This window comes from Flavihumibacter cheonanensis, assembly GCF_022352215.1.
Classification (GTDB): domain Bacteria; phylum Bacteroidota; class Bacteroidia; order Chitinophagales; family Chitinophagaceae; genus Flavihumibacter; species Flavihumibacter cheonanensis.
Genome location: NZ_JAKRWF010000001.1, coordinates 860,302 through 885,617 on the forward strand (window position 1 = coordinate 860,302; position 25,316 = coordinate 885,617).

Below are 25,316 nucleotides of genomic sequence, written 5' to 3' on the forward strand. Positions count from 1 at the left end.
TTATTGAATGACCACTTCCTTAATAATCTTTTCTCCCAGGGCTTCATTCACCCGGTTGATGATATGTTCTTTTTGAAACAATAATTCCTGTTTAAGAGGCGCTACCGAGGTACTGATATAAAGCTTATCACCATAAATTTTAATACTTTCCGTATACCGCGCTACCGTTTTACCCATGATCTGTTCCCACACATCTGTGATCTGCAAAGCCTGCACAGAACCTTTTAAACGGCTCTTCTGCAAAAACTGCTGAATCGCTTCTCCCAATGAAAATTCTCCCATGAAGCAAAGATAGGTGTCGAACCGATTCGGCAAGCGGAGTAACCCATTCAGCTAAATATGTAAAATTTACACAATTCAACTAGTTGTTGATGCAACTAATAAAGAACTTGTCGCATCTTTGTGCTGTTATTGGTCCCGTTTTTATATCCAAACCTGGAAAGTAAGAAGTAGGAATTATGACTTTAGAAGTTGGAAATATTATTTCTGGTTAGTGGCAGAAGGGTTTGGCGGGGAGGGAATAGAAGCCCTCCTCTTGCCAAACAATCCGAGGAAAACCAAATTTCTGTATCCAGATTACGAATGGAAAATCCGTACCCAATTTTTTACCTGGCTGCCAATATTTTAAATTATTTCCGGTCTGAAATTCAGAGATTCTTTATTATTCCGTGCACCGAATTTCCTGAAACCCTATACCCAACCGGTCAAAACTTTCCTTTAACCGTTCAGAATGGGTATCCGTTACGAATACCTGACCATCGTTTTCGTGGCATACCTCCTGTAAAAGGTTGTGCATCCGTTCTGCATCCAGTTTTTCAAATACATCATCCAGCAAAAGGAGAGGGGCAAATCCCTTTTTCTCTTTCAAGAGCTGAAACTCCGCCAGTTTCAGGGAAAAGAGCAGGCTTTTTCGTTGTCCCTGAGAGGCGGTTTGCCGAAAAGGCTGGTCGCCCAGCAACATGATAATATCGTCGCGATGAATTCCTGCCTGGGTTCTGCCACTGGCAAGATCCCGCTGTCTGTTGATTTTCAGCAGGTCCGCCATTGATCCTGACTGAAGCGGGCTCTCATATTTTAAATGTAGTGCATATCGGTTGCCCGCGATTGAGCCATATCGCTCCATGGAGCGGGTTAGCAATTCAGTGCAATAGTGGCTTCTCTTTTCAAATACATACTGAGCTGGCTGCACCAATTGTTGGTCCAGGATTTCCAGTAATTCAGGCTCTTGTCGTCCGGTTTCCAGCTGTTGCTTTAAGAGGCTGTTGCGTTGCTGCAGCAATTTGTTGTATTTCATAAGTTCCTGCAGATAAACAGGGTCGACCTGGGAAAGCAGGGCATCCAGAAATCTTCGTCTTTCTTCACTGCCTTCCAGTATGATCTGGACGTCATCCGGAGCAATAAAAACAGCCGGAAACTGACCAATATGATCGGATAAACGATCATAGGGCTGCCCGTCAATTGCAAAGGTTTTTTTCCCGGTTTCCCGTATCACACCCGTTACCTCAATGGTTTTTCCATCGCGAATGAATTTTCCTGCTACTCGTAGTCCCTGGGCACCGTGCAATACCAGGTGGGCATCGGAACGCTGAAAATAGCTCTTGGTAAAACAAAGAAAATAGATGGCATCCAGCAGGTTGGTCTTTCCAATCCCGTTTCTTCCACTGATAGCAATGATACGATCCCGGAAGGCCCATTGTGCCATTCCATAGTTTTTAAACTGATAGACCGATATGGATTCCAGGTGCAGCAAGATGGATGCAATATTACACCCTTTAACTGCTTGGTTAGCTGAATTTTCCCTTATCTTTGCCCGTCTCAAAACTTAACAAGTGGCAACAAAATTTTCAAAGGAGACCTATCTCTACTGGTATGAGCTGATGCAGCTGATTCGCCAGTTTGAACTGAAGGCTGAAGAGAAATACAAAATGGAAGGAAAAATCCGCGGTTTCTTTCATGCTTATATTGGGCAGGAAGCAATTGCTGCCGGATGTATGACAGCTACAAAGGCTGAGGATGCCTTCATTACCGCTTATCGTGATCATGGTCTGGCACTTGCCAAAGGTATCAGTGCCAAAGCCTGTATGGCCGAACTCTATGGAAAAGCCACTGGTTGTGCCAAAGGGAAGGGTGGTTCCATGCACTTTTTTGGTATTAAGGAACGCTTCTTTGGTGGGCATGGTATTGTTGGAGCACAGATCGGTACGGGTGCCGGTATCGCCTTTGCTGAAAAATACAAAGGGACTGATGCGGTTTGCCTGACTTTCTTCGGGGATGGTGCTGCCCGCCAGGGAATCCTGCATGAAACTTTTAACCTGGCCATGCTTTGGAAAATCCCGGTTATTTTCATTTGTGAAAACAATAATTATGCGATGGGTACCTCCGTTGAGCGTACTTCCAACGTACATGATATTTACAAACTGGCAGATGCCTACGAAATGCCGGCTGATTCAATCGACGGTATGAGTCCGGAAGCGGTCCACGAAAGTGTTGCAAGAGCGGTTAAGCGTGCCCGTGAGGGTGACGGTCCGACCCTGATCGAAATCAAGACATACCGTTACAAAGGCCATTCCATCTCTGACCCACAGAAATACCGCACGAAGGAAGAAGTGGAAGAATACAAACAAAGAGATCCGATTGAAATGGTGAAAAAAACACTGCTTGACAACAAATTCGCCACTGCAGAAGAGATCGCTGCAATTGACAAACGCGTTGAACAGGAAGTGGAAGAGTCAGTGAAATTTGCTGAGGAAAGCCCCTGGCCAGACGACAGCGAAGTGTTGAAAGACATTTATGTGGATCAGAACTATCCTTATATCGTAGACTAACAGAATACAACTAAAACATGGCGGAAAATACGAATGTACCGGTACAGCCGGATGCCTCAATGGAGGTGGTAGATAAGGTTACTGGATTTTGGCAGCAGAACAGTAAAAACATCCTGATAGGATTAACTGTCATCATCGTGGTGGCAGGTGGGATTGTAGGGTATAAATACCTGGTTGCCGAGCCAAAAGAAAAGAGTGCCAATGATGCTATTTTCAGAGCACAGCAATATTTCCAGCAGGATTCTCTTGCACTCGCTTTGAATGGAGATGCAACCAATCCGGGTTTCCTCAAGATCATGGATAAATACAGCGGTACAAAGGCAGCTAATCTGGCTCATTTTTACGCTGGTGCTATTTATTTGAAGCAGGGTGATTTCGCCAATGCAGAAAAGCACCTGAAAGATTTTTCAACTTCTTCTTTACAAATCAGTGCGAGGGCTAAATCCTTATTAGCTGATACTTATGCTGAGCAGGGTAAAAAAGAAGAAGCTGCCAAACTATACCGCGAAGCAGCCGCCATCTTTGAAAAAGATGAATTCAATTCTGCTGAATACCTGTTCCGTAGTGGTTATCTGTATGAAAGCCTTGGAAAAAATAAGGAAGCGATTGAGTCTTATAAATTGATAAAGGAAAAATATCCTCGTTCAGAAAGAGGATTTGAAGTGGATAAATACCTGGCGCGACTGGGAGAATTATAATCAATATGGCAGCAACTGGAAATACCAATGTTGTAAAGATACCAGCAGGCATCCTACCCAAGGATGCCTGTGTTGTTCTGGTAAGAACAGAATGGAATGATTCTGTTGTAGGTGAGTTGGAAGCCGGTGCCCGGAAACTACTGGCTGAACAGGGCATCGATAAGGTAACCACTATCACCGTTCCGGGTGCTGTGGAAATCGCCTTTGCAATTCGTGCTTATTGGGAAGCCAAAAAGTATTGGGATGATCGTCCGCATGCTTTCATCGCTCTTGGTTGTGTGATTAAAGGAGATACCCCACATTTCGATTATGTATGTAAAGCTGTAACGGATGGCGTGGTACTACTCAATCATGAACTTCCTGTTCCTACCATTTTTGGTGTACTTACCGTTTTAACTGAAGAGCAGGCCATGGAAAGACTTGGCGGACCACATGGACACAAAGGAGAAGAAGCCGCCATCACGGCCTTAAAAATGATTGCGCTCCAACGAAGTTTTAAAAAATAGAGACCGTGAGAGTACAGTTGTTCATTCCCTGTTTTGTGGATCAGTTGTTTCCCTCAACTGCCCTGAACATGATCAAAGTGTTGGAGAGACTTGGTTGCGAGGTGGCGTATAACCAAGAACAAACCTGTTGCGGTCAGCCCGCTTTTAATGCTGGTTTTCAAAACGAGGCAAAAGTAGTTGCAGAAAAATTTATCCGGGAAAATATAACTCATTCCGATTATCTCGTGGCACCAAGTGCTTCCTGCACCGGGTTTGTGTGTAATTATTATCCGCAATTGTTTGATAATTCTTCCATTCATAACCAGATCAGGGATTTGAAATCCCGCACCTTTGAATTATCAGACTTCCTTGTTAATGTGTTGAAGGTGGAAGATATTGGCGCTAGCTTTCCAATGAAAGCAACTTATCACGATTCTTGTGCTGCACTAAGAGAATGCAAAATAAAAGAAGAGCCGAGAAAGCTCTTATCGAATGTAGGCGGACTGGAACTGGTTGAAATGAATGATGTGGAAACCTGCTGCGGTTTTGGCGGTACGTTTTCTGTAAAATATGAACCAATCAGCATTGCTATGGCTGATCAGAAAGTGAACAATGCAATGCTAACCGGAGCCGAAGCCATCATCAGTACTGATTTATCCTGTCTGATGCACCTGGATGGTTACATACAAAAAAAACAACTCCCCATACAAACCTTTCACCTAGCAGATGTCCTGGCATCGGGTTGGTAGGAGAGTTAAATAAAACCTTCAGCAGTTATGGCAGAATAACGGTATCAATTACATGGATCACGCCATTGCTTTGTTGAACGTCAGCTATCGTGATGGTAGCAACATTGCCTTTAGCATCCGAAAGCATCAATTTTTTCCCCTTTTTCAACAGCGTTATCGTTCCTCCCTGTACCGTAGTAAGTACTGCTTTGCCCTCTCCTTCCTGTATTTTTTGTGTTATTGCTTCGGCACTAAGGTTACCAGCTACTACATGATAGGTGAGAACTGCGGTTAATTGATTTTTGTTTTCCGGTTGTAATAATTGATCAACTGTACCTTTGGGCAGTTTATCAAATGCTTTATTTACAGGTGCAAAAACAGTAAATGGTCCGGGTGTTTGTAATGTTTCAACCAAACCGGCTGCTTTTACTGCTGCAACCAGCGTGGTGTGATCCTTTGAATTGACTGCGTTTTCCACAATGTTTTTGGATGGATACATGGGGGCTCCACCAACTTCTACCGTTTTTTCCTGTTTGCCATTTTGAGCGGATGCACTTAAACTAATGATTCCCGCAACAACTACTACTGCTAATTTTTTAAAAGTTTTCATACGATTTTTTTATTCCAGATCTACGCTTCCAATTAAACTTTGGATTTGTTGAACTGTTATTTTTACGAATAATTGTAAAAACCATTGGTAATGGCATATTGGTTAGTAAAATCAGAACCGTTTAAATACAGTTGGGACCAGTTCGAAAAAGACAAGAAAACCTTCTGGGATGGGGTACGGAATTATGCTGCACGAAATAACCTGAAAGCCATGAAAAAAGGTGAGCAGGTACTCTATTATCATAGCAACGAAGGAGTGGAAGTAGTAGGCATTGCTGAAGTAGTGAAGGAATTTTACCAGGATCCAACAACCACAGAAGAAGCCTGGGTGGTGGTAGACCTTAAGCCGGTGAAAAAATTAAAGAAGCCCGTTCCGTTGGGTGCTATCAAAGCAGAACCGCGGCTCGCCAATATGGCCCTCGTAAAATTGAGCAGACTCAGTGTTCAACCCGTAACAGAGCAAGAGTGGAAGGTAATACTTGAACTGGCAGGAGAGAAGAAATGAAAAAATTGGTGGTTTTAACAGGAGCAGGAATCAGCGCAGAAAGCGGCCTTAAGACCTTTCGCGACAGTGATGGGCTGTGGGAAGGGTATTCCATTGAAGAAGTAGCAACTCCTCGTGCCTGGGCCAGGAATCCTGAACAGGTATTGAAGTTTTATAACGAACGCAGGCAGGCTGTCAGGCATGCACAACCGAATCGGGCACACCAGATCCTGGCAGAATTGCAGGATTTTTTTGACGTGGAGATCATTACTCAAAATATCGATGACCTCCACGAAAGAGCCGGTTCCCGGAAAGTATTGCACCTTCATGGGGAAATCTTCAAAAAACACAGTGAGTTTGATACGGAACTGATAGAAGAAGTGTATGAGGATATGCGTATCGGGGAATTAGCCCCAGATGGCGGTCGCTGGCGTCCTGCCATCGTGTGGTTTGAAGAACCTGTTCCGAAAATGATGGAAGCTGTTCCGCTGGTGAGAAAAGCTGATTTATTCCTGGTTGTTGGAACTTCGCTGGTTGTTTATCCTGCAGCTTCCTTGATTGATTATGTTGCGCCTGATTGCCCGCTATTTGTGGTGGATAAAAAGATCCCCTATTCCGTTGCTGGAGCCCGCTTGCAGGTATTTGAAAACCTTGCCAGCATTGGAATGGAGGAGCTAAAAAACCAGCTGCTTAACCAGCATATTTAATCTTTCCCTAACAGCCGGGATGCATCAAAACCATTCACTTTGCAACATGAAAAAAATCTGGCTGGTTTCGCTGTTTGTTTTTTTATATGGGCTGGTTGAAGCACAACCAGCCGGACCAGCACTGAAGTTGAAAGAGTATCCACTGGATACGGCGGGCAATTACCGTTTAACGCCAGCAGGAACACCGGCTTTGTATGCAGGAGAGGGGCTCCATTACCTGCAACCCCTGTATGAATACTTCAAACAAACTGTAAGCGGTTCTGATAAGAATCGTTTGGCCAGGCATCTTGCTATGGCAGGAGATCATTTACTCGCAAACTATTACCTGGAACATTCGTATGATTCCATGATGCCCATCGGATATGAGGATGTGAAGAAGTATCTCGATACGATGGGAAAGCTGCAATTGCTGGACGCGCGTTCCTACATACTGCAACAGGCTGCCAAGGAGCGTATTGTATTATTCAATGAGAGTGCAGCTCAATTACAGCAGCGGGCTTATTTCTATACTTTACTGGAAGATTTTTATAAGCTGGGATTTCGGTATCTGTCGATTTATTGGCTGAGTCCGTTGGTTAACCCTGCAACGGCTCCGGTCACCAAATTTCTTGGTTACCAGGTGGCTGATCCCATTGCAGGAGAGATCGTACGAAAAGCAAAACAACTTGGATTTACGCTGATTGCATATGGTGATAGCTCCATGACCCGAAACACCGGCAATGTGCAGGACGCAGTACAGGCAACCCGATTAGCGGCTTTGTTGCAACAGGATACCACAGCAAAAATTCTGGTGCTTGATGAACAGGCGCATATCGCAGAGCGGCCAATTGGCAATTTTACGCCAATGGGTACGGTATTACAACGACTGAGCGGCATTGATCCTTTTACCATTGATCAGACTGAATTGTGCAGTGGCAGTAGTTTTGAATATGGCCGTTACTTTTATAAAGAACTCGTAAAACGAATTACGGTGGATCAGGTATCAGTGGTTACCCGGGGTAAACAGCCGGTCAGCCTTTTGGAAAATGATCTCTATGATATTCAATTGCTCTTTCCACCAGTGCAGGAAAAATACGGAAGAGCGGATTGGCTAACGCTTATGGGTAGCCGAAAATTAGCCGCTGTTCAACCGGCTCACCGGGATTTGTTTCTCGTACAGGCATTTTATAAGGAAGAAACGTTTCGAAACCTGTTGCCTACTCTAATACCTGCGGATCAGACCTATTTAACCGACCGGGATGGCTATTACAGGCTCTACCTGCAACCTGGCAAATACACCCTAATTTTCAGGGATCTCCATTACCAGGCTGTAGCGGAACGTGACCTGGAAGTGAAATAGGTCGTCAGGGTTTGTATTTACCAATACCGATAATTCGGGTTTGAACTGCCCTGCCTTTTCCATTTGCAGGTACCCGAACAGATTGGGATGACTGTGCTTCTATTTTATTTATGTCCACAATTTCAGTATGGTGAAGAGACTGGTCTTTTTCCAGAAAATCAACTGCAATGGTGATGTTTTCAATTGGCTTTGTGTGTTTGTTTTGGATGGTCAGTTGAAGCCTGTTAATACCGCCAAACATACCCACGTTGATCTGATCCAGGCTTACGGACAAAAATCTTTTCAAGGCAGCAAATTCAAGTGCCGGATTTTCTGGTAAGGCTTCAGGGAGATCGGAGGAAGCATCAATGGGTTCTCCAACCGTTTGCAAAACTGGCAATGCGTTTGAATCAGAAACTGGATTGGCTGAACGGTTGCCGGTTGAAAATTGAATAAATATCCATGTTACTATGGCAATAACTCCAACACCAGCTGCCCAATAAAAAGGTTTCATAGAAATTTTACTCCTGGAATGTTTTAGCTGAGGAAGCTGGAGCTGGTCTATAACCTGTTCGGTTGCCGGATTGTCTTTACTTAATTCGGGAGCTTGTTCGATAAGGGGAGCAGCCTCTTTTTTAACTACTCTTAAGACGGGCTCCCGTTTTGGAGGAGGAACACGCTCCGGAAGAATTACTGCTACTTTCTTTCGTTGCTCAGCAGGAGCAGAGGCAATGGCGGAAACCATTGGTGTAGTTAGTTCCGCTTTTTCGGTTACGCCAGAGCTGACTGTAGCAATGGCTTCTTTTTTTTCAGCAGGCCGGCGGTGAAACTGTTCATAAAAATCTTCCTCTACCCCGGGAGCAACATCCTTGAATTCAGGTAATTCGGAAGGGTACCGCCAGGCCGCACTCTTGCCATCCACCCAAACCAGGTCGTAGGGTTTTAATGGAAGGTGTGCCAGTTCCTTCCAGGTATAGGGGCCTGATTCTTTATTGTTGCGCAACAAGCGGTACTGTTGCATAGTTTGCGGGTTTTAGTTGTGCTTTACTGGTGGTTGGTCAGGGATGCTAAAAATACAAAAAAGATAGCCACCAAATGGTGGAAAAATTGGGGTAAAATTGAGGGAATTGTTAAGGTTTTGCCCTTTAAAAACGGTAGATTTGCCCACTTTCTTTAAGGCATTTTATAAAACAACAAAGAACCCTTTCAAAAGGTTAATTTTTTTACAGCATGGAAGAAAATCTGACGCCACAGGAAACCAACGACAGCAACCGGATTATTCAGATCAATATTGAGGAGCAGATGAAAACCGCCTACATCGATTATTCGATGTCGGTGATTGTAGGTCGGGCTTTACCCGATGTACGGGATGGATTGAAACCCGTTCACCGCAGGGTGTTATATGCCATGAATGACCTTGGTATCAATTCCAATAAACCCTATAAAAAATCTGCCAGGATTGTAGGTGAAGTGTTAGGTAAATACCACCCGCACGGTGATGCCTCTGTATATGATACCATGGTTCGCATGGCCCAGGAATGGAGTATGCGTCATACCTTAATCGATGGGCAGGGTAATTTCGGTAGCCAGGATGGTGATGGTCCCGCGGCCATGCGTTACACGGAAGTAAGGCTTGAAAAAATCGCGGAAGCAATGCTGGAAGATATCGAAAAAGAAACGGTGGATTTCCAGCTCAACTTTGACGATTCCCTGGAAGAACCAACGGTACTGCCTACCCGAATTCCTCAATTGCTGGTTAATGGTTCTACCGGTATTGCAGTAGGGATGGCCACCAATATGCTGCCTCATAACCTGGGAGAAGTAGTAGATGGCTGTATTGCGTTTATTGATAACCGGGAGATATCAGCTGAGGATTTGATGAAGTATGTAAAAGCTCCGGATTTTCCAACCGGTGGAACTATCTGGGGAATTGATGGAGTGAAGCAAGGTTTCCTTACAGGTCGCGGCCGGGTTGTTCTGCGTGGCAAAATGCAGATTGATACCAAGGCAAGTGGTCGGGAGCAAATTGTTATCACAGAAGTTCCGTACCAGGTAAACCGGGATTCGCTTTGTGATAAAATTGGTCAGTTGGTGATTTCCAAAACCATCGAGGGAATTGCCCATGTGAACAACGAATCTAATGAGAAGGAAGGTACCCGCATAGTGATTGATCTTAAGCGGGATGCGGTTGCCAATGTGGTAATGAACCAGCTTTATAAGTTTACAGAGCTGCAAACATCATATGGCATCAATAATGTAGCCCTGGTTAAGGGTCGCCCAAGAACGCTGAACCTGAGGGAGCTCATTCAGGAATTTGTGGAATTCCGTCATGAAGTAGTAGTGCGCCGTACTCAATACGAACTGCGTGAGGCACAGAAAAGAGCTCATATTTTACAGGGGTTCCTGATTGCACTGGATCACCTGGACGAAGTAATTGCATTGATTCGTAGTTCGGCAACACCGGATAGCGCAAAAGAAGCACTCGTTAATGCAGGTTGGGGACTGGATGAAATTCAGGCGAAAGCGATCCTGGAATTGAGATTGCAGCGACTCACCGGCATGGAGCGTGAAAAGATCCGGGACGAATACGATTCACTGATGAAATTGATTGCGCATTTGCAGGAATTATTGGGGAATGAAGGCCTGCGTTATGATGTAATTAAAAAAGAACTGATCGAAGTAAAAGATAAATTCGCCACTCCGCGGAAGTCTGAGATTACCTACCTCGCTAATGAAATGAACGTGCTTGATTTTATTGCTGAAGAGGATGTGGTGATAACGATTTCTCATCTGGGTTATATCAAGCGGACATCTGCAACCGAGTATCGCCAGCAACGTCGCGGCGGTCGGGGAGCCAAGGCCAGCAGAACCAGGGAAGAGGATTTTATAGAACACATTTTTGTGGCGTCCACGCATCACACCATGCTGTTCTTTACGGAAAAAGGACGTTGTTACTGGTTGAAAGTATATGAGATTCCGGAAGGAGAAAAGAGCAGCAAGGGAAGGGCGATCCAGAACCTGATGCAATTGCCAACGGATGATAAGGTCAGAGCAATTATCGATGTTGCCAACCTCGAGGATAAAGATTTTGTTCAGTCTCATTATATCGTGCTTTGTACTAAACAAGGGGTCATCAAAAAGACATTGCTGGAAGATTTCAGTCGCCCTCGCCAGACCGGTGTAAATGCGATTACCATTATGGAGGGGGATCAGTTACTGGATGCCCGGCTAACGGATGGTAGCAGCGAAATTATGATGGCAGTAAAATCAGGCAGAGCAATCCGGTTCCCGGAGGAAAAAGTTCGTCCAACCGGAAGAGGTGCCATTGGTGTGGCCGGCATTGAAGTGGATGACGCAAATGATGAAGTAATTGGCATGATATGTGTCAAGAAAGAGGACACGGAAAAAACGGTTTTGGTGGTAAGTGAAAATGGTTTTGGTAAGCGTACCCAGATCGATGAATACCGGATTACCAACCGGGGAGGAAAAGGGGTGAAAACCATCAGCGTAACAGACAAAACCGGGCCTTTGGTAGGAATTCTGGATGTTACCGAGAAGGAAGACCTGATGATCACTTGTAAAAGTGGAATGACCATCCGAACTTCTATTGCGGATATCCGTGAGGCAGGTCGGGCGACTCAAGGTGTTAAATTGATTAACTTACAGGCTAACGATTCGATTGCGGCAATTACCAAACTGGATGAAATGGAAGAAGAAAATCCGGAATCTATTGAAAATCCCGAAACACCTGAAACTCCGGCTACTGGAGAGACAACCGAACCTGTTGAAAATCCATCTGAATAAATATTAGTAAACTAAACCTCTAACAAAAATAGGACTGATGAAAAAGCTCTTACTAACAGCAATGCTCGCCACCACGGTACTGGGTTTATCTGCCCAGAACCTGGAAAAGATCAAGAACAATGTGAAAGCCAAGAAATATACTGAGGCTAAGGATCAGATTGAGACTTTCCTGGCGAATGAAAAAAATGCCAAGAATCTAGAAGCCTGGTACACCAAAGCTAAAATTTATGCAGAAATTTCACAGGATCCTGCATTGGCAGCAAGCGTTCCAGATGCCCGTGCTGTAGCATATGAGACTTTGAAAAAATATGTGGATATGGATGATAAAGGCCAGTTGGTATTCCTGCAACTGGATAATTACAAACCCATCATGGATGTGTATCAGGGTTATTTCAAAGCTGGTGCAGATGCTTACAATGGCAACAAATTTGAAGAGGCCTATGGCAACTTCAAAAATTGTCTGGAAGTAAGTGATTATATGGTAAGCAAAAAATGGTCTAATCTCGCACTGGATACTACCGTTGTTTTATATGCCGGTATCAGTGCCGAAAAGTCCAACAAGCGCGATGATGCTGCTATTTATTATTCCAAACTGGCAGATGCCAAAGTGAATGGTGAAGGCATGGTGGAAATTTATAAGTGGCTGGTGGATTATAACTATAACCAGAAAAAAGATACAGAAGCTGCCAAAAAATACCTTACGCTTGGTAAAGAAGTTTATCCGGAAGATAAATTCTGGCCTGCATACGAGCTGGACATAGCGCGCGATGGTGGCGACAAAGCAGAACTTTTCAAAAAATACGAAGCGGTACTGGCTGGAGATCCAACCAATACGTCTATCCGATATAATTATGCAGTGGAATTGTATTCTGAGGGTTACAAACCTGATGTAGCACAGCGTCCGGCAAATTCCAAGGAGCTCATATCAAAGGCCGAAGAAGAACTAAAAAAGGTGGTGGCTGAAAAACCTGATTATGCGGCAGCTTACCTGGTACTCGGGCAAATTCAGTACAATGAAGGCGTAGATTACAATACCATCAACAAAGCAATCCGTCCGCCTCAGGGTGGCCGTCTGAAGCCGGAAGAACTGAAGCGTAAAGAAGAACTGCGCGGTTTGATTGCCCAAAAATTTGATGCTGCCATTCCATATTTTGAGAAAGTGGATGAGTTGCTTGGAAAAGAAGGCAAATTAAAAATGGAGCAGAAATCCTACCTGAAGGATGCGTATGATCTGCTGATCACGATCTACGATAACAAGCAGAACCAGGAGAAATTGAAGTTCTACGAAGAGAAATTCAACAACGTGGACAAAGTTCACTAATCAATTGATAATCAATGAAAAGCCGCTTCAATGAAGCGGCTTTTTTCATCTACAAATTGTCTTATAATTTATATTATGTTAAATAGAATTTCTTCTTTTCTGATTATTAATTCATCTGTGTTCCTCTTTTGAAGTTGTAAAGATCCTTTTCACTTTTTAAGAATTCTGAGGTTGTCGATCACCCGACCGGTGAAATTCGCGGAAGATCAGGCGCAGGGATTGATCATAAGTAACATAATTGTACAGCCAGTTTAGGAATACAAACAGCCGGTTCTTCACTCCCAGGATCAGCATCAGGTGTAATGCCATCCAAACCAGCCATGCCAGGAAACCACCAAAATGCAATTTAGGTTTGGGCACATCTACAACGGCCAGGTTACGGCCAACCGTTGCCATGGCACCTTTATCCCGGTATTGGAATGTTTTTTGAGCGGAACCAGCTCCGGAAAGTTGAGCCAGCAAATTACTGGCCAGGTTATCAGCCATTTGAATCGCTACCGGTGCTACCTGCGGATGCCCGTTTGGATACTCCGAGGTAGCCATAGCTGCCACATCCCCGATGGCATAAATATCATTGTACGGTTCCAATAAATTCAATTCGTTTACTGGTAACCGGTTTCCACGAACTGGCTCCACTTTTGTAATACCATCCGGAACATGGCCTTTGATACCGGCTGCCCATAAAACGGTAGCAGTTTCGATCTTGTTGCCTTCCCTATTGGTAAGCGTTTTACCATCATAGTTAGCCACCAGGTAATTGGTTATAACAGTGACCCCTAATCGCTTTAAATAATTTAAAGCCTGTTCTGAACTCTTCTCACTCATCGTTCCAAGAACTTTACCTGATCCTTCCAGGAGGTAGATTTTCATTTTGCTGAAATCCAGCTCCGGATAATCCTTGGGTAAAACATAGTTACGCATTTCTGCAATGGCACCTGATAATTCGACCCCTGTTGGACCGCCACCAACCACTACAATATTCATCAGTCGCTCAATTTCTACAGGGTCCTGTTCAATGGTCGCTCGTTCAAAATTCTCCATCAGCCTGTGGCGGATCTGTAAGGCCTCCACCGTTGATTTCATGGAAAATGCATGCGTTTCGAGCTCGGTATTACCAAAAAAATTAGTGCCCGCACCGGTTGCAATTACCAGTTTGTCGTAGAGTATTTCCCCCGTATTCGTGATTAGTTTTTTATTTTCAGGATCAACCCGCTGTATATCGGCCAGGCGTAAGCGTACATTCTTACTTTTCTGAAACACTTTTCGTAAGGGAAAGGAAATATTACTTGCATCCAAACCAGCTGTTGCCACCTGGTAAAACAATGGCTGAAACTGGTGATAATTGAATCGGTCTACCAGTAACACCTCTATTCCTTTCTTATTATTTAGTTTTCTTGCCAACCTTAATCCGCCAAATCCCCCGCCTGCAATTACTAGTTTCATCTTGCTTGTTTTTACAAAGTTATTAAACTTTCAAATATTATTGAAAGTTTAATTGTTAAATAAAACGAAACCTCCGGGTACGGTTTGTATGGTAATCCGGCTGTTTCGTTTTGTATGGTACCTCCGGCTATCTGATTATGCAGTAAGCATGCCAGCAGCCTCACTACTATTAATATAACAAACGCACTTTGATGGTTTCCTTCACATCGCGTAATAATTTCTGAGCTTGAGCAGAGAGTTTTTTGTCTACGTCCAATACAACATAACCAATTTCTTCAGTTGTTTTTAGGTACTGTGCCAGGATATTGATCTTATGCTTGGACAATTCAGTGTTGATTGCTGATAAAACTCCAGGTACGTTTCGATGGATGTGCAGAATTCTATGTGTACCCTCCTGTGGTGGTAAGCTCAGCGGTGGCACAGTCAGGGAACCATAACTTGTTCCCATTTCGAGGTACTGGTATAGTTTCATACTTACATCTTCCCCGATATTTTGTTGTGCTTCTTCAGTTGATCCTCCAATATGTGGTGTCAGAATTACATTGGGCAGATCCTGCAAAGGGGTTTGAAAACGTTCTCCGTTTTTTTCCGGTTCCCAGGGAAACACATCGATGGCCGCCCCACTGAGTTGGCCATCCACCAGGCACTTTCGTAACGCATCCAGGTCTACCACTTCCCCACGGGCATAGTTCAGCAGGATACTACCTTTTTTAAAATGCTTAAGGGTCGCTTTATTGATCATGTTTTTGGTGGTTGGCGTATCCGGAACATGCAGGGTTATTACATCGGCCTGAGATACTACATCTTTCAGGTTTTTTCCGGCAACCGCATTGCCTAAGGGTAATTTTGTCAGCACATCGTAATAGATCACTTTCATGCCTAATGCTTCCGCCAAAATACTTACCTGGGTTCCAATGCTTCCGTATCCGATAATTCCGAGGGTTTTTCCTCTTAATTCAAAACTTCCTTTTGCATCTTTCATCCAGATGCCATCGTGTGCCGCTTTGTTTTTATCCGGAATTCTGCGGATGAGCATGATGGATAATCCAATAACCAGCTCGGCTACAGAACGGGTATTGGAATAGGGCGCATTGAATACAGCAACACCCGCCCTGGTTGCGGCTTTCAAATCTATCTGGTTGGTGCCAATGCAGAATGCTCCGATAGCCTGTAGTTTGGAGGCAGCGGCTATTACTTTTTCGGTAATCTGTGTTTTGGAACGAATGCCCAACAGGTGTACATCTTTGATTTCCCTGATCAGGTCCTCTTCAGAAAGTGCTCCTGCTAGTTTTCGAACCGATGTATAGCCCATCTGTTTAAAATGCTGTACGGCTTTGTCGCTGATGTTTTCTAAAAAAAGAATGTTGATTTTGTCTTTGGGGTAACTTGTTTTAGGTTCCATTGTTTGGTTCTTGCTTGCTGCGCAAATATCATAAAATTACGGCATACCATTTGCGACAGGTTTTTCGTTATATTTGAGCTATCCATATCCTTTGTTGAAAATAAATAAGTAGCATTTGAAACACAGATTCGTACAACTGTTGGTCCTGATGGCAAGCCTTGCAGGTTGCCGAAATGCTGAACCCGCGGGAAATACCCCTGGTTCCAACTTATCAGCCCCCGTTATTAAAGCCTCTTTTACACATGCTGATAAAGCTGTGGTAGATCGTTATGAGTCTGCTATTCAGTCTTTTATGGAAAGGACCTTTGGTACCAGAGGGTTTAATGGCTCCTATCTGATTGCCAAGGACGGGGAAATCATCTCGGAAGCTTATTTGGGTTATAGAGATCCGGTTCTCAAGGACAGCGAACTTCAGGAGCACGATGCCTTTCACCTGGCTTCCGTATCCAAGACCTTTACCGGGATGGCCGTTTTAAAATTATGGGAAGAAGGCAGGCTTTCCCTGGAGGATGAACTGTCGAAATATTTCGAAAAGTTTCCCTATAAAAATATCACGGTGAAGATGCTGCTCAATCATCGCAGCGGCCTGCCAAACTATACCAATTATCTGGATGTTTACGGATGGGATAAGAAAAAACTGGCTACCAACCTGGACGTTCTTGCTTCCCTTTACAAAATGAAGCCTCCCATTCAGTTTACCGCAGGTAAACGCTTCAATTACTGCAATACAAATTATGCCCTGTTGGCATTGATTGTTGAAAAAGTATCCGGACAGTCATTTCCTGAATATATGGAGGAAAAGTTTTTTATTCCTCTTCAGATGAATGATACCTATGTATTCCGTCCGGAGGATGCCAGTGCTTCTCTCCCTTCTTTTGAAGCTAATAACCGTCGTTATGGCCTGGAATTCATGGACCTGGTATATGGTGATAAAAATATCTACAGCACCGTTCGCGATATGCTGAAATGGGACCAGGCTTTGTATAGTGATAGTCTCTTTAAACCCGAAACATTGCAGGCTGCGTTTAGCGGTTACAGTTATGAAAAGTCAGGCACCCGTAATTATGGTTTGGGATGGCGGCTCACCGAATTGAAGAACGGTAAGAAAATCGTTTACCACAATGGCTGGTGGCATGGCAATAACACGGTTTTCATCCGCCTGCCGGAAGAAAAAGCAACCATCATCATGCTGGGTAACCGCTACAACCGGAACATCTACAAGGCCAAACAACTCTGCGATATGTTTGGCGATTATCAGCAAAGCAATAATCTTTTCCAGGATATGGAGAACGAAGCCACGGTTTCTGTGGGCGGTGGCACCGATTAAGCCGATCTCTTTTTTTTGTACATTTCGGTATGGTTGTATTATCTGCCGAACAGGTGCGTTCCTGGGACCGCTTCACCATTGAAAAGCAGCCCATCGCTTCCATTGATCTGATGGAAAAAGCTGCAATGGCCTGTGTTCAGTGGATGGAAACCAACCGAATTGTAAACCAGCAACAATTTTATATTTTTTGTGGTAAAGGGAATAATGGCGGAGATGGCCTTGCCATTGCAAGGCTCTTGCAGAAATTCAGCCGTCCGGTTGATGTGTTTATTTTTGAAACCGGTCAACTTGGAAGTCCCGATTTTCAACAAAACTTACACCGTCTCCATACCCTTCCTGTAACCATTCATTTTCTCCAGGAAAACGCTCCGTTACCGGATATCCCGGAGTCGGTGCTGGTCATTGATGCTTTGTTGGGCACCGGATTAAATCGCCCGGTTGATGGACGGATGGCTGCACTGATTTCCCACATTAATCAATATCCCAATGCCGTAATCAGTATTGATTTGCCAAGTGGTCTGTTTGCAGATCAGTCAAGCTTGCCCCACCCCTGCATTCATGCCAGCATCACGCTCAGTTTTCAATGTTTTAAAACAGCGCTGCTGGTTGCAGAAAATGCATCCTACTTTGGCATACCAGTAATACTGGATATTGGCCTGGATCAACGATTTCTTACTTCTTGCACTCCGTTGTATGAAATGACGGATGGTGCGCTGGCCAAAGCCATTCTTCAGCCCCGGCCTGCATTTTCACATAAAGGCAAATTCGGTCATGCCTTGCTTCTGGCCGGCAGTCCAGGTAAAATGGGTGCAGCTGTATTGGCAGCCAAAGCCTGCTTACGTAGTGGAGCAGGTTTGCTTACAAGCCTGGTTCCGGAACAGGAACAATTGATATTCCCAACAGCCATTCCGGAATCAATGAGTATTTTGTATGATAGCAGAAAGCCGGAAGAGCTTCTTTCTAGTACAGCTGTTTTCAAAACAATAGGGATTGGTCCTGGTTTGGGACAAGAGTCGCAATCCCGGGATTGGTTACGTCATTTACTTACTCATTTCCGTAACCCCATGGTGTTGGATGCTGATGCACTCAATATGCTGGCTGCGGACGTTCGATTGTTGGAAGGCATCCCTCCTTTTTCCATATTAACCCCTCATCCCAAAGAGTTTGACCGGCTGAATGGTTCCTGCCGCAATGATTTTGAAAGACTTAAAGCAGCCACGCGAATGGCTATACAACACCAGGTTATTGTGGTACTTAAAGGGCACCGGACTTTTATTGCCATGCCCGGGGGACGTGCCTGGTTCAATACCAGTGGCAATGCCGGCATGGCCAAAGGAGGTAGTGGAGATGTCCTGACAGGTATGCTCACGGGATTACTGGCGCGTGGGTATGCGCCGGAACAGGCTGCCTTGCTTGGTGTTTATATGCACGGACTTGCAGGAGAAATTGCCAGCCGGAAACTGGGTAAAGAATCCGTACTTGCTTCTGATATCATCGATTCTATAGGTCCCGCATTTCTAGAATTGGAATCAACGAACTAACTATTATGTATACACGATTATTGTCTGTTCTTTTACTTGTTTTTATTTTTTCAGCCTGCCAGCAAAATCAACCTGGTGTACAATCGCCTGATCTTAGCTATTTTCAACCCTCGGATAGCGGGTTGCAGACAGGCGGCGTACGTATGATTCCGATTCAGACTCCGAAAGGCAATTTCAAGGTTTGGACCAAGCGATTTGGAAACAATCCCCAGCTAAAAGTATTATTACTCAATGGAGGTCCGGGTGCTACACACGAATATTTCGAGTGTTTTGAAAACTTCCTCCCTGCAGCTTCGGTTGAATTCATTTATTATGATCAGTTGGGTTGTGGAAATTCGGATAATCCTAATGATACCAGTTTCTGGGATCTCAACCGCTATGTCAGTGAAGTGGAGCAGGTTCGTACCGCGCTTGGGCTCAATAAAGATAATTTTGTTTTACTGGGTCATTCATGGGGAGGTATTCTTGCCATGGAATATGCACTTGCACATCAGGAAAATTTAAAGGCACTGGTCATTTCCAATATGATGTCCAGTTGTCCGGATTATGGGAAATATGCACAGGATGTGTTAGCCAAACAATTGGATCCAAAGGTTCTGGATACCATTCGTCAGATTGAAGCCAGCAAAGATTTTAGCAATCCAAAATATATGGAACTGCTCATGCCAAATTTTTATACCGAACATTTGTTGCGTATGCCGTTGGATCAGTGGCCGGAACCTGTAAACCGTTCCTTCGCTAAAATGAATCACTCCCTTTATGAAACCATGCAGGGCCCCAGTGAATTCGGGATTGCAGGTAAACTGGTGAACTGGGATCGCAAAGCAGATCTGCCGAAAATCACCGTACCTACTCTCACTATTGGAGGCGCTTATGATACCATGGATCCGGAACATATGAAATGGATGGCTACCCAGGTTAAGTCAGGAACCTACCTTCATTGTGCAAAGGGCAGCCATATGAGTTTTTATGATGATCAGGCCACTTATTTCAAAGGGTTGCTGGATTTTCTGAAAAAATTGTAAGGGTAGTTATTTCCAGCGCATCGCCTTGAATTGAATCGTGGAGTAACCATTCTTTTCATAGAGTACCCCGATTGTTTTTTTATTCAACAAGACGATATCCGAATAGGCAGTTGGATCTGATTGTTTAGGGTCTGTAGCTTTGTACACCAAAAGGGAGCGCGACCAGGTTTTACCATCATCATAACTGATGCGTAGGGTCAGGTTATCTCTGCGTTTCTCATCGGCTGCATTGCAGAATGCCAGGATGTTTTTCCTTTTCTTTTTCCCAATAGTCAGAAGTGTTCCCTGGCAAACCGGATCGGGCAAATGCCGGTCAAAGTAGGTGGTATCCCATGTTTCTCCACCATTGGAACTGATAGCAACGATGCGTGCCCGGATATCTCCCTTCTGATTTCGTGCATTTAGCATCAAGCGTCCCTCTGAGAGTTCTGCAGCAATGGCTTCATTACTACCGGGTATGCTCAGGGTCTCACTTAGCCGAAAACTTTTGCCATGATCATCCGTAAAGAATCCATGTGCCTGGTAATCTTGAAACTGGGCTTTTGGCGCTCCTGCAGAATGATTGGCCGCAATAAAAATTCTACCTTTATACGGACCACTGGTCAATTGCAAGGCATGACCAGGAGTATTCGCATAACTTCTCCAGTCTTCAGAAAAACGGTAAGCAGTGTTTAGAGCTGGTTGATTGGGCCGATGGGTTTGCGTAGTAATATTTACCGGCTCCGACCAGGACTTGCCACCATCCGTGGAACTGATATACCATACTTCCCGAAGCCCCTGCCCTTTTCGGACTTCTCCTTCATGATTGTTCCCTGTATTATAGAATAAAAAGATCCTTCCCTTGGGATATTCAGGATCCAGCAGGTCTACCACCGGTGCAGGATTACCTGCCTGCAGTTTATCATAATCTACTATAGTTTGTAAAGCAGACCAGGAATTGCCACCATCCGTACTGGTTTTCAATACAATATTGATATCACCAAAATCACCTGCATGATTCACTCTGCCTTCACAAAAAGCAAGCAGTTTTCCGTCCGGCAATCCAATAATAGCGGGTATTCGATAACTTTTATGTCCCTCTTCTCCCGATACAAAAACCGGTACTTCCTGTTGTGCCTGAACGGTTGACACAACGAACCATCCTGCTGCCAACACCAATAAAAGTTTTTTCATGTCAATTTTTTTGTTTTTGAGATATATATAATCCACCAGTCACCAGCAGAATACCTGTGAGGGTAAACCAGGTTAAGGGTTCATGCAGAAAAATAAAAGCCAGCAAAAATCCAAATACAGGGCAGGCATACAACCAATAGGAAGCTGCTACTGTATTCTTCTTTAGCAGATACAACCAGGCTTGTACCGCACCTATTGATACCGGGATAGTAAGCCATAAAGTGCCGGTCCAGAAATCTGTGTCCAACCTGTTTTTGGCCGGATCGAATCCTGCTGCCGCAATCGGTAACAAAAACAATCCACCCATCAGGGTATGCCACCCATTGATGGTTAAGCTATCCAATCCATTCCATTGCTGTTGGGTATAATAAATCGCTGCAATTGAATAGATGAGCATACTGCTGAGTAGTAATACAATTCCGATTGGCTTAGCTGTACTGTTTTGCAGTAAGGGCCAGGCTGCGATCAGCACGCCCGCGGAGCAGGCAATCAGTGAGAAAATGGCACTTCCTGTAATGCGATAACGAAAAAAAATGGCAGCCAGTAAACTAATGAAAACCGGGTTCACGGCAATGGCAAGACTTCCGATCCCCGCTCCCAGAAATTGCATGGCAATTACATAAATGCCCAGGTAGAGACTTACATTGAGTAATCCATAAATAGCGAGTTGTTTCCATTCTTTTGCCCTTGGTTTTCTTTTGCCCAGGAAAACATGTGTTATCAATAACATCAGGCTGCCTGCCAGCAGGAAGCGTGTTACCGCAATCACCAGGGGTTGAGCACTTTCCAATGCAATCTTGGTTGCCGTGGCTGCTGAGGACCAAAGTATGGCAAAAACAATGCCCACCGTTATGAATTTACCATCCATTGAGTTGATTTAACTGCAAGGTACTCCTTCAGTATTTTTTGGCAATACCATTCCTGCCTCGGTAGGTGGAAAGGGCCTTTGAAAAGGTTCCCTTTGGCTGTTTGCGCAATTGATCCATTTCTGTGCAGGTAACCATACCACTCCCCATATTGAGTATCGTGAAAATGCGCATAGGCATACTCGTGAATCATACGGTGCCATTCGGCATATTTTTTATTTCCTGTCATGAGGTAAGCCAAAAGGGTAGCAATAATGGCTTCATTCTGCGGCCACCAGAATTTCATATCCTGCCAGTATTCCTGGACCGGTTTATTAAAAACATCGCGGAAGTAGATGATGCCACCATATTCATTGTCCCATCCTCTCTCCCACATATAATCCAGCATCCGGCAACCCAGGTTAATAAGTGCCGGATCATTCCCACGATATCTGGCTTCTTCTAATATAAACCAGGCACCTTCAATAGCATGACCGGGATTAAGCGTTCTGCCGTCAATATGGTTGATGATCGATCCGTCCGGAGCCACCTGCTCCATTACACAGCGGATATCATCTTTTACAAAATACTGTTCGATGGTGCGGATCCAGTTACTGATCCATTCATCGCAGCGCTCATCTCCAATTGTTTCCCGAACTTGTTGCGCTGTATTAATCATGATCATGGGAACGCCAATTCCTATTGCCGGACGGGTATCCGTGAATTTTGGTTCCAATAATCCGGGTATAGTAGCATATTGAATACATTTTCCAAATAACTCACGGGAACGAATAGCTGCAGTTTCATCTCCACTGGCTTTTGCATAAGCTGCCATCGCAATCACAGCAAAAGTTTCAGAAAAGAAATACCGGCGTTTCCGGATAGGTTTTCCATCCCTGGTAACATGAAAAAACATGCGACCATCTGAATCAAAACAATGCTTCACCAGAAAGTCGTATCCAAGTTTTGCACCCTCCAGCCATTCCGCCCTTTGCTCAACTGTATTATAAAGGGTTGCCAGCAGCCAGGTGGCACGGCCTTGAATCCAGACTGCTTTATCATCGTCGATCAGGCTCCCATCTGCATCCCGCATCAGCAGGAAACCTCCGTATTCCTGATCATAGGATCTGGGAAACCAGAAGGGAATGGTATCCTTGAGTAATTGATTGGAATAAAATTCCTGGAAATATGCTAAATCAGGATTGTACATAGTCGATGGTTTTTGGACGAAGAAAATAAAGTTGGACTGTCAGGATGATAAGCACCACTAATGCCAGCCAGGCAAAACTTTGTCCGAGGTTACCGGCATCACTGGATTTGCCCAACCAGTCAGTAATAAGTGCGCCTGAGAATATTCCGGTAAGATTCATGAGTCCATATCCGGTAGCACGGTACCTGGAGGGCACCAGTTGGCAAAGAATCGGCATATTATTCGCATCAAACAAACCAAATCCGAATCCAAAACAAAAAGCGGCCATTACAATATGTAGGAGCGAACTTCCAAACCCGATCAAAACGAGCGCCGGAATGGTGAGGGCGAGTCCGATTGCTCCGGTGTATACACGTCCCCGCAGGTTTTTCTGCACCCATCGATCTGATAGGTATCCACCAACCAGGACCCCAATTAAAGAAGATCCGGAAGTGGTTATCGTGGAAAGCGGACCTGCTGTAGCCATGTCAATATGCAGGGTTTCAGAGAAAAGTGTAGGCAACCAATTCTTAACGGCCCATCCGGGTAAACTGGGCAAAGTAAAATAGAGGAGTAAGATCCAGAAGGAAGGATTTCCCAATAAAAAACGAATCGCTTTGCCTGGTGCAACAGCGTCTCCTATTCTGCCGGATGTTGATGTTTTTCCACTGAGTTCTTTCAGGAAAATAAGCAGTACAAACGAATACAATATTCCAATTAATCCAAAAGACTGGAATGTAAACTGCCAGGACATAGTAGCGGCAATGGTTGCGCCAAAACCTCCCAATGCTTGTCCCATATACAATCCGGTCATATGAATACCAATGGCCAGCGACCTTGTTTTCCCATTGTGATAATCGGCGATCAGGGAAAGGGCGGCTGGAATATAAAGCGCCTCACTAACGCCCATGATTGCCCGCAGTAGATAGAGCTGGTCAAAACTGGTGGCAAATCCCATGGCAAATGTAACTCCTGACCAAACAAACAAACTTCCAACAATCAGACTTTTACGATTGAACCGATCGGCAATGATACCGGCAGCGGGACTGATACCACCGTATATCCAAAGAAATATTGCCATGAGGATGCCAAAGTTTTCGGCTGATTGCAATTCAGCAATATCCAGCTGCATGGAAGGACGCATGGTTGCCAGCATTTGCCGGTCCATATAATTAAGGAGAGCAACAAGCCATAAGAGCCCTACTACCACCCAGGAATATTTCTTTCCTTTCATATTATCGGTTTCTGTTAAGTTGACCAATTTGAATATAGGGGGAACGTATACCCGCTCTTACTTCACCGCTTGGCAACAGGAGATAGTTGTTCCATCGAATAAGAGTTGTAGTTACTGGCGCATCAAAGGGAACAGATCCGGCAAATTGCCATTGACTCTCATCCGCAGGCAATACCAGTATTTCTTTTCTAAAACCGGGATGGTTTCGTTGCAGCTCGTTTTTTTGATGTATAAGTGCTATTCTTTTTGTACTGTCTTTTTCATGTTGGATGGCCCCCAATAATTTTTCTACCTGGGTAAACGTTGAACCGTCGTCTCCACCCAATAACAGAATGCTTTCATCCTCCAATCTTATTACCTGTGCGGCAGCCAATGCATATGGCAGTTTGCCCAGTTTTTTCCAGGTTTTATGATCCAGCGAGTACACCCAGGTTTCGTCATAAAGCTTGCTGGTATCTGTACCATTTCGCGCCCGGCCTCCTGCCAGAATAAGTTCCTGCCTGCCATTTCTGGAACGAGCCTGCAGTACTGCATGTGAAACAGCGTATGGCAATGAAGGTAGCTCCAGCCAGCCCTTGGAAGGATCGTTCAGCGAGAAACTAAAAAATCGGTTATTCATTCCAGTTGTAGTTTCTCCTCCGGCTATAAAAAGCTGATCCTGGATAGCTGTTCCTGCCGCATTGGTCAGGGGAATGGGTAATGCGGGTAGGGCTTTCAAAGTAATTCCGGTATCCGTTTTTCCAAGCAGCCATACAGCTGAACTGATTCCTTTTCCTCCCTCTCCTCCTGCCAATACAAGGCCCTTTGAAGTAGAATAGGTACAACCATAAGAGGTCAGTTCCGGAATACTGCCTGTTTTCCAAAAGGTACAGTCACCTTTTTCCGTTAGTTGATATAGATGCAACTGCTGCTGGAATTGTTTACTTCCTCCTTCCCATGGAAATCCTTGAGGAAAATTCGCTCCACCTCCTACTAGTAATAAATCATCAATGATTCCGGTAACAGGTCCTGCTATTCCTATGGAGTTTCCATCTTCAGTTGCCGGAAGAGTTACAGGTTCTTTCCATTCAATCTCTACCATTTTGGCACTAGATCGACAGCTGCCGACGGGTATTTGCAGAATCATCAGTATTGCTGGTAAATAAAGTAATCGCATGG

The 25,316-nt window shown here is 44.5% G+C and carries 23 protein-coding genes; 12 read left to right on the plus strand and 11 right to left on the minus strand.

The window, feature by feature from the left end:
- Together MD536_RS03765 and recF are read right to left on the minus strand one after the other, a co-directional pair.
- The gene (locus MD536_RS03765; protein ID WP_239595936.1) at positions 1 to 282 is read right to left on the minus strand and encodes a DciA family protein; all 282 of its coding nucleotides are present in this window, start codon (positions 280 to 282) and stop codon (positions 1 to 3) included.
- 379 nt (positions 283 to 661) lie between these two features.
- Positions 662 to 1,750, minus strand: coding sequence for a DNA replication/repair protein RecF (recF, locus tag MD536_RS03770; protein WP_239595938.1), 1,089 nt, complete (start codon positions 1,748 to 1,750; stop codon positions 662 to 664).
- 79 nt (positions 1,751 to 1,829) lie between these two features.
- Here recF and pdhA point away from each other — a divergent pair, with 79 nt between their 5' ends.
- The 4 genes from pdhA to MD536_RS03790 are packed head-to-tail and all read left to right on the plus strand — an operon-like array spanning position 1,830 to position 4,757.
- Complete coding sequence (gene pdhA, locus MD536_RS03775) at positions 1,830 to 2,825, plus strand: pyruvate dehydrogenase (acetyl-transferring) E1 component subunit alpha (RefSeq protein WP_239595941.1); 996 nt, start codon at positions 1,830 to 1,832, stop codon at positions 2,823 to 2,825.
- A gap of 17 nt (positions 2,826 to 2,842) precedes the next feature.
- On the plus strand, positions 2,843 to 3,523 hold the full coding sequence (locus MD536_RS03780; RefSeq protein WP_239595943.1) for a YfgM family protein: 681 nt from the start codon (positions 2,843 to 2,845) through the stop codon (positions 3,521 to 3,523).
- A gap of 5 nt (positions 3,524 to 3,528) precedes the next feature.
- Positions 3,529 to 4,029, plus strand: a complete 501-nt coding sequence (gene ribH, locus MD536_RS03785) for a 6,7-dimethyl-8-ribityllumazine synthase (protein ID WP_239595944.1) — start codon at positions 3,529 to 3,531, stop codon at positions 4,027 to 4,029.
- Between the two features lie 5 nt (positions 4,030 to 4,034).
- Positions 4,035 to 4,757: a (Fe-S)-binding protein gene (locus MD536_RS03790; RefSeq protein WP_239595946.1), complete on the plus strand. Its 723-nt coding sequence runs from the start codon at positions 4,035 to 4,037 to the stop codon at positions 4,755 to 4,757.
- A 25-nt stretch (positions 4,758 to 4,782) separates the two neighbouring features.
- On the opposite strand, the gene MD536_RS03795 is transcribed toward MD536_RS03790, so the two are convergent.
- Positions 4,783 to 5,346, minus strand: coding sequence for a fasciclin domain-containing protein (locus MD536_RS03795; protein ID WP_239595948.1), 564 nt, complete (start codon positions 5,344 to 5,346; stop codon positions 4,783 to 4,785).
- A 90-nt stretch (positions 5,347 to 5,436) separates the two neighbouring features.
- Between MD536_RS03795 and MD536_RS03800 the strand changes: the two genes are divergently transcribed.
- Genes MD536_RS03800 through MD536_RS03810 form a run of 3 tightly spaced genes read left to right on the plus strand, consistent with a single transcriptional unit; the run spans position 5,437 to position 7,875 of the window.
- Positions 5,437 to 5,850, plus strand: a complete 414-nt coding sequence (locus MD536_RS03800; protein WP_239595949.1) for an EVE domain-containing protein — start codon at positions 5,437 to 5,439, stop codon at positions 5,848 to 5,850.
- Complete coding sequence (locus MD536_RS03805) at positions 5,847 to 6,536, plus strand: SIR2 family NAD-dependent protein deacylase (RefSeq protein WP_239595950.1); 690 nt, start codon at positions 5,847 to 5,849, stop codon at positions 6,534 to 6,536. The genes MD536_RS03800 and MD536_RS03805 overlap by 4 nt, the downstream gene beginning before the upstream one ends.
- Before the next feature lie 46 nt (positions 6,537 to 6,582).
- Complete coding sequence (locus MD536_RS03810; protein WP_239595951.1) at positions 6,583 to 7,875, plus strand: hypothetical protein; 1,293 nt, start codon at positions 6,583 to 6,585, stop codon at positions 7,873 to 7,875.
- A 4-nt stretch (positions 7,876 to 7,879) separates the two neighbouring features.
- Here the strand turns inward: MD536_RS03810 and MD536_RS03815 are convergent, their stop codons facing one another.
- On the minus strand, positions 7,880 to 8,875 hold the full coding sequence (locus MD536_RS03815; RefSeq protein WP_239595952.1) for a hypothetical protein: 996 nt from the start codon (positions 8,873 to 8,875) through the stop codon (positions 7,880 to 7,882).
- A gap of 209 nt (positions 8,876 to 9,084) precedes the next feature.
- Between MD536_RS03815 and gyrA the strand changes: the two genes are divergently transcribed.
- On the plus strand, positions 9,085 to 11,658 hold the full coding sequence (gene gyrA, locus MD536_RS03820; RefSeq protein ID WP_239595953.1) for a DNA gyrase subunit A: 2,574 nt from the start codon (positions 9,085 to 9,087) through the stop codon (positions 11,656 to 11,658).
- A 37-nt stretch (positions 11,659 to 11,695) separates the two neighbouring features.
- A complete protein-coding gene (locus MD536_RS03825; protein ID WP_239595954.1) occupies positions 11,696 to 12,979 on the plus strand; it encodes a hypothetical protein in 1,284 nt (427 codons plus the stop codon).
- A gap of 156 nt (positions 12,980 to 13,135) precedes the next feature.
- On the opposite strand, the gene MD536_RS03830 is transcribed toward MD536_RS03825, so the two are convergent.
- Positions 13,136 to 14,422 carry an NAD(P)/FAD-dependent oxidoreductase gene (locus tag MD536_RS03830; protein WP_239595955.1) on the minus strand — a complete coding sequence of 429 codons (1,287 nt, stop codon included), beginning with the start codon at positions 14,420 to 14,422 and terminating at the stop codon, positions 13,136 to 13,138.
- Between the two features lie 169 nt (positions 14,423 to 14,591).
- Complete coding sequence (serA, locus tag MD536_RS03835) at positions 14,592 to 15,824, minus strand: phosphoglycerate dehydrogenase (RefSeq protein ID WP_239595957.1); 1,233 nt, start codon at positions 15,822 to 15,824, stop codon at positions 14,592 to 14,594.
- 115 nt (positions 15,825 to 15,939) lie between these two features.
- On the opposite strand from serA, the gene MD536_RS03840 reads away from it, so the two are divergent.
- Genes MD536_RS03840 through MD536_RS03850 form a run of 3 tightly spaced genes read left to right on the plus strand, consistent with a single transcriptional unit; the run spans position 15,940 to position 19,717 of the window.
- Complete coding sequence (locus tag MD536_RS03840) at positions 15,940 to 17,151, plus strand: serine hydrolase domain-containing protein (RefSeq protein WP_239595959.1); 1,212 nt, start codon at positions 15,940 to 15,942, stop codon at positions 17,149 to 17,151.
- Between the two features lie 29 nt (positions 17,152 to 17,180).
- Positions 17,181 to 18,692: an NAD(P)H-hydrate dehydratase gene (locus tag MD536_RS03845; RefSeq protein ID WP_239595961.1), complete on the plus strand. Its 1,512-nt coding sequence runs from the start codon at positions 17,181 to 17,183 to the stop codon at positions 18,690 to 18,692.
- 5 nt (positions 18,693 to 18,697) lie between these two features.
- A complete protein-coding gene (locus MD536_RS03850; RefSeq protein WP_239595963.1) occupies positions 18,698 to 19,717 on the plus strand; it encodes a proline iminopeptidase-family hydrolase in 1,020 nt (339 codons plus the stop codon).
- 6 nt (positions 19,718 to 19,723) lie between these two features.
- Here the strand turns inward: MD536_RS03850 and MD536_RS03855 are convergent, their stop codons facing one another.
- Genes MD536_RS03855 through MD536_RS03875 form a run of 5 tightly spaced genes read right to left on the minus strand, consistent with a single transcriptional unit; the run spans position 19,724 to position 25,314 of the window.
- A complete protein-coding gene (locus tag MD536_RS03855; protein ID WP_239595964.1) occupies positions 19,724 to 20,890 on the minus strand; it encodes a sialidase family protein in 1,167 nt (388 codons plus the stop codon).
- Position 20,891: 1 nt separating this feature from the next.
- Entirely contained in the window at positions 20,892 to 21,758 is an 867-nt protein-coding gene (locus MD536_RS03860; RefSeq protein WP_239595967.1) for a DMT family transporter, read from the minus strand.
- Complete coding sequence (locus MD536_RS03865) at positions 21,740 to 22,945, minus strand: AGE family epimerase/isomerase (RefSeq protein WP_239595969.1); 1,206 nt, start codon at positions 22,943 to 22,945, stop codon at positions 21,740 to 21,742. Before MD536_RS03865 ends, MD536_RS03860 begins: the two co-directional genes overlap by 19 nt.
- Complete coding sequence (locus MD536_RS03870) at positions 22,932 to 24,158, minus strand: MFS transporter (RefSeq protein WP_239595971.1); 1,227 nt, start codon at positions 24,156 to 24,158, stop codon at positions 22,932 to 22,934. The genes MD536_RS03865 and MD536_RS03870 overlap by 14 nt, the downstream gene beginning before the upstream one ends.
- A gap of 1 nt (position 24,159) precedes the next feature.
- The gene (locus MD536_RS03875; protein ID WP_239595973.1) at positions 24,160 to 25,314 is read right to left on the minus strand and encodes a tRNA wybutosine-synthesizing protein 4 beta-propeller domain-containing protein; all 1,155 of its coding nucleotides are present in this window, start codon (positions 25,312 to 25,314) and stop codon (positions 24,160 to 24,162) included.
- Between the last annotated feature and the right edge of the window lie 2 nt (positions 25,315 to 25,316).

Excerpts from the sequence above, each read along its gene's own strand:
- MD536_RS03860 (WP_239595967.1), bottom strand. The coding sequence starts at position 21,758 with ATGGATGGTAAATTCATAACGGTGGGCATTGTTTTTGCCATACTTTGG.
- gyrA (WP_239595953.1), top strand. The coding sequence starts at position 9,085 with ATGGAAGAAAATCTGACGCCACAGGAAACCAACGACAGCAACCGGATT.
- MD536_RS03805 (WP_239595950.1), top strand. The coding sequence starts at position 5,847 with ATGAAAAAATTGGTGGTTTTAACAGGAGCAGGAATCAGCGCAGAAAGC.
- MD536_RS03815 (WP_239595952.1), bottom strand. The coding sequence starts at position 8,875 with ATGCAACAGTACCGCTTGTTGCGCAACAATAAAGAATCAGGCCCCTAT.
- MD536_RS03855 (WP_239595964.1), bottom strand. The coding sequence starts at position 20,890 with ATGAAAAAACTTTTATTGGTGTTGGCAGCAGGATGGTTCGTTGTGTCA.
- MD536_RS03850 (WP_239595963.1), top strand. The coding sequence starts at position 18,698 with ATGTATACACGATTATTGTCTGTTCTTTTACTTGTTTTTATTTTTTCA.
- MD536_RS03830 (WP_239595955.1), bottom strand. The coding sequence starts at position 14,422 with ATGAAACTAGTAATTGCAGGCGGGGGATTTGGCGGATTAAGGTTGGCA.
- MD536_RS03800 (WP_239595949.1), top strand. The coding sequence starts at position 5,437 with ATGGCATATTGGTTAGTAAAATCAGAACCGTTTAAATACAGTTGGGAC.
- MD536_RS03825 (WP_239595954.1), top strand. The coding sequence starts at position 11,696 with ATGAAAAAGCTCTTACTAACAGCAATGCTCGCCACCACGGTACTGGGT.
- MD536_RS03875 (WP_239595973.1), bottom strand. The coding sequence starts at position 25,314 with ATGCGATTACTTTATTTACCAGCAATACTGATGATTCTGCAAATACCC.
- serA (WP_239595957.1), bottom strand. The coding sequence starts at position 15,824 with ATGGAACCTAAAACAAGTTACCCCAAAGACAAAATCAACATTCTTTTT.
- MD536_RS03765 (WP_239595936.1), bottom strand. The coding sequence starts at position 282 with ATGGGAGAATTTTCATTGGGAGAAGCGATTCAGCAGTTTTTGCAGAAG.
- MD536_RS03810 (WP_239595951.1), top strand. The coding sequence starts at position 6,583 with ATGAAAAAAATCTGGCTGGTTTCGCTGTTTGTTTTTTTATATGGGCTG.
- MD536_RS03795 (WP_239595948.1), bottom strand. The coding sequence starts at position 5,346 with ATGAAAACTTTTAAAAAATTAGCAGTAGTAGTTGTTGCGGGAATCATT.
- MD536_RS03865 (WP_239595969.1), bottom strand. The coding sequence starts at position 22,945 with ATGTACAATCCTGATTTAGCATATTTCCAGGAATTTTATTCCAATCAA.
- MD536_RS03780 (WP_239595943.1), top strand. The coding sequence starts at position 2,843 with ATGGCGGAAAATACGAATGTACCGGTACAGCCGGATGCCTCAATGGAG.
- MD536_RS03845 (WP_239595961.1), top strand. The coding sequence starts at position 17,181 with ATGGTTGTATTATCTGCCGAACAGGTGCGTTCCTGGGACCGCTTCACC.
- ribH (WP_239595944.1), top strand. The coding sequence starts at position 3,529 with ATGGCAGCAACTGGAAATACCAATGTTGTAAAGATACCAGCAGGCATC.
- MD536_RS03870 (WP_239595971.1), bottom strand. The coding sequence starts at position 24,158 with ATGAAAGGAAAGAAATATTCCTGGGTGGTAGTAGGGCTCTTATGGCTT.